General features: G+C 68.1%; 5 protein-coding genes. 2 read left to right on the plus strand and 3 right to left on the minus strand.

The features are described from left to right. Positions 1 to 215: SDR family NAD(P)-dependent oxidoreductase (locus ACO1BR_RS43865; RefSeq protein WP_426800712.1), on the minus strand; the 215-nt coding region annotated here is incomplete at its 3' end. A gap of 462 nt (positions 216 to 677) precedes the next feature. Here ACO1BR_RS43865 and ACO1BR_RS43870 point away from each other — a divergent pair. Together ACO1BR_RS43870 and ACO1BR_RS43875 are read left to right on the plus strand one after the other, a co-directional pair. After that, positions 678 to 1,058 carry a hypothetical protein gene (locus ACO1BR_RS43870; protein WP_426800713.1) on the plus strand — a complete coding sequence of 127 codons (381 nt, stop codon included), beginning with the start codon at positions 678 to 680 and terminating at the stop codon, positions 1,056 to 1,058. Between the two features lie 439 nt (positions 1,059 to 1,497). Beyond that, positions 1,498 to 2,187 carry a haloacid dehalogenase type II gene (locus ACO1BR_RS43875; protein WP_426800714.1) on the plus strand — a complete coding sequence of 230 codons (690 nt, stop codon included), beginning with the start codon at positions 1,498 to 1,500 and terminating at the stop codon, positions 2,185 to 2,187. Between the two features lie 28 nt (positions 2,188 to 2,215). Here the strand turns inward: ACO1BR_RS43875 and ACO1BR_RS43880 are convergent, their stop codons facing one another. Continuing rightward, complete coding sequence (locus ACO1BR_RS43880; protein ID WP_426800715.1) at positions 2,216 to 2,599, minus strand: hypothetical protein; 384 nt, start codon at positions 2,597 to 2,599, stop codon at positions 2,216 to 2,218. A 162-nt stretch (positions 2,600 to 2,761) separates the two neighbouring features. Further along, positions 2,762 to 3,115, minus strand: a complete 354-nt coding sequence (locus ACO1BR_RS43885) for a zinc ribbon domain-containing protein YjdM (RefSeq protein ID WP_426800716.1) — start codon at positions 3,113 to 3,115, stop codon at positions 2,762 to 2,764. Positions 3,116 to 3,352: the final 237 nt, after the last annotated feature.

The raw sequence follows: 3,352 nt of genomic DNA on the forward strand, positions 1-3,352 counted from the left end.
TCAACCGTCGTCTCGACGAGCTCGCACACGGCCTCGGGGTCGGCGGCGTCGGAAGGGTGGGCCAACGCTCCGGTCTCCTCAGCAACCCGGCGCAGTGGCTCGGGCCGCCGCCCGGAGATCACGACCTGGTGCCCGGCCGCACGCAGCAACCGGGCGGTGGCGGCCCCGATCCCCGTTCCCCCGCCCGTCACCAGGACAACACGCTGTTCCGACATGGTCGTTCGCCTCCGAAGGTGGTCAGCTTCCGGTTCCCCGCACTGCGAGCATACGAAGCGCCGACACCGCCGGGCCGACGGGGTGCGGCTGCCGTCGNCCGTCACCAGGACAACACGCTGTTCCGACATGGTCGTTCGCCTCCGAAGGTGGTCAGCTTCCGGTTCCCCGCACTGCGAGCATACGAAGCGCCGACACCGCCGGGCCGACCGGGTGCGGCTGCCGTCGACACCGCGGCTGGCTGGGGGGAAGGAACGACCACGGCGAAGGGAAGCGGCGAACAAGCGGCGATCTATCGGTGAAACGGTGTGCTGGTGTGCGGCGGAAGCTTGCGGCCCAAGCACGCCGCACCGAGACGGTCCTGCTCCTCAACCCGGCACTCAGCAGCACTGGTAAGCCGGAGGCCGACCAGTCCGTGCCGACCACGTCAGCTCAGCTCGCGGCGGCCCTGTCGCAGCTCGCCGATGAGCAGTCCGGCCCTGTCCACCGCGAGCGGGCTCGTCGAACGCGCCGCCCACCGGATCGCCCGCCAGCCCGGCCACGCCTGCCAGAACATGGCGCACCGCCTGGAACTGCTCGCCCGTCGCCCCCACCACATCCAGCAGGACCACTGCACCACGACCACCCACCTGCACGACGCAGCCCACCCGCCCATGGCCAGCGCACCACTGCCATCCACAGCTCCCTCGACGACCACCGCCTCTTCGCCCCTTGCCGACCGCTTCCTGACCATCCGCCACGACCGGGACCCGGAGGAAGTCCTCGCCCGCGGTGGCGCCCCCGAAGCCCACAGCGGTATCGCCCCGCTCCCGGCTGTGCCTGGGCGTGCGCGCATAGCCGTGTGACGGGCCCGGCTGATGGCTCGTTGGGCTGGTATGGGTTTGGAGGTCGAGAGGCCCCGGTGACGGTGGCGACCGCGCGGGGCCTTTTGCCCATCTCGCGACGGATGTGACCAGCGAGCACGTCGCGGATCTGTGGGACGCGACCATCACCACGGCTACCTCACCACCGGCCCGCTCCCCGGGGTCGTGTAGGCCATCCGCCCGGCACAGGAACGTCGCCCGGCTCCCACCGAGGTTCCCCCGGAAGGGCGGGCACTGGCCCGGCCGCCAGCTCACGTCACCTCCTTGAGCCCGCCATCCGAGGCAGACACCGGCACAGCATCGCAATCCCGCGCGGCAGCCGGGCGCCAGGTGTGCCGCGCGAGCCGGAATCAGGGTGGCTTCCCGCCGCGTTGGGACAACTGGCACTGTCCCAGCCCGCTTCGTCCAGGAGACCTCTCATATGGCAAAGCCAGAGATCGATGCCGTCGTGTTCGACGTACTCGGCACGCTCGTCGACGAACCTGCCGGTATCCGCGCCGGGATCCGTGAACTCGACCCGTCGCTCGACGATCCCAGGATCGAGCAGCTCCTGTCGCTGTGGCAGGAACACATTGACCGCGAACAACGTCGCATCCTCGACGGCGTCCGGCCCTACCTCGCCAGCGACGCCCTCGACCAGGAAGCCGCCCAGCTCGTCGCCGACGCCGCCGGAGTCAACGACCCGGCTGCGGTGACCGCGTTGGCCCTGTCAGGTCGTCGGCTCCCGCCGTGGCCCGACACAGGGGCAGGGCTCGCCCGACTCGGCGAACGGTTCCCGCTGATCGGACTCTCCAACGCGAGCCGGACAGCTCTGCTGGGAATCAACGCCCACGCCAAACTACGCTGGCACCAAGCCCTGTCCGCCGAAGACGCCCGAACCTACAAGCCGGACCCAGCGGTCTACCAGCTGGCTGTCACCATCTCCCAACGCCCGCCAGAGCGACTGCTGATGGTCGCCGCCCACGCCTGGGACCTGCGCGCCGCGCAGGGCGTCGGCCTGCGCACCGCCTACGTCGCCCGCCCCGTCGGCGACCCACCCGCGTCCTCGGACCAATTCGACCTACACACCGAAAGCCTGGCCGACCTGGCCGACCAGCTCGACAATGCCTAGCCTTCCGTCCCGCTCACGCCCCACGGACTCAGGCGTGAGCCCACAGGTTTGTGGGCTCAGGCCTGCGCTCGGAAAGGTTCGCCCCGGCGATAGCCGCCGAGGCGAGGCAGGCGGGCCGAGTCCCACAGTGCGCTTGCACACGTGTGCCGACCAGGCAGTCGACGACGGACGGTACCGGTTCGCGACGGTGCTCCAGCCACGTGCGACTCAAGTCATTCCAAATAGCCTGATACCTACGGAAGATGCTGCCGAGATGGCCATACGTCAGGTCGCCGGCAGCCGTCAATGCCACAAGGTACTCCAGGTCATCAGTGAGACGCTGAAAGCGGTACTGCGATTCTTCCATCAGCACCCACCGGGAGCGCCAGTTGAAGAACGATTCGACAGCTCCCATCACCGTCACCAGGGTCACCAGCGCAAAGGCCAGGTCTGCCCATACACGCAGACCCAGAATGAATGATGGTGGATGCCGCAGACAGCGCCAGTGTCAGCATCTTGATCACCGAAGCGCGCCGACGGAACTGCCTGGGACGACGTCCCGGGCAGTTCCGTTCGCGGAGGCGTGTGCAGCGGCTCAGGCTTTCTTGACCACGCTGGACTTGAGGTGCATCTGGCCGAACCCGTCGACCTTGCAGTCGATGTCATGGCCGTCCGGACCGTCCACGAGGCGGATGTTGCGCACCTTGGTGCCCGCCTTGATGCCGGTCGGGTGGCCTTTGACCTTCAGGCTCTTGACCACCGTGACGGTGTCGCCATCGGCAAGGACATTGCCGACCGCATCCCGGATCACCTTGTCACCGGGCTCTTCCGCGGCCTCGACAAGCGCGGGCGTCCACTCGTGGCCGCAAGTTGGGCAGACCAGGAGCGCGCCCATCTCGTAGGTGTACGCACTAGCGCACTCAGGGCAGGGGGGAAGATTCTCGCTCACAGGGACAGTGTAGATCCGGGGGTGGGACACGTAATTCCGTCCATAGCTGATGAGGGGCAGGCTCATGAGGCGTTGGGCGGGCTGGCATAGAGCTTCGGCGATCCGCCGCCGCTGTGCCGGGGAGCTTCGCTGTCGTGCTCAGCTCGTCGTTCATACAGGGCTTAGAGCTCCTAACGCAACGCTGGTAGCCGTGTCCTCCGGACGGATACGTCGGTTGCTTGGGATATGGGCAAGCGG

The sequence above is a fragment of the Streptomyces sp. YGL11-2 genome, assembly GCF_050054615.1.
GTDB lineage: Bacteria > Actinomycetota > Actinomycetes > Streptomycetales > Streptomycetaceae > Streptomyces.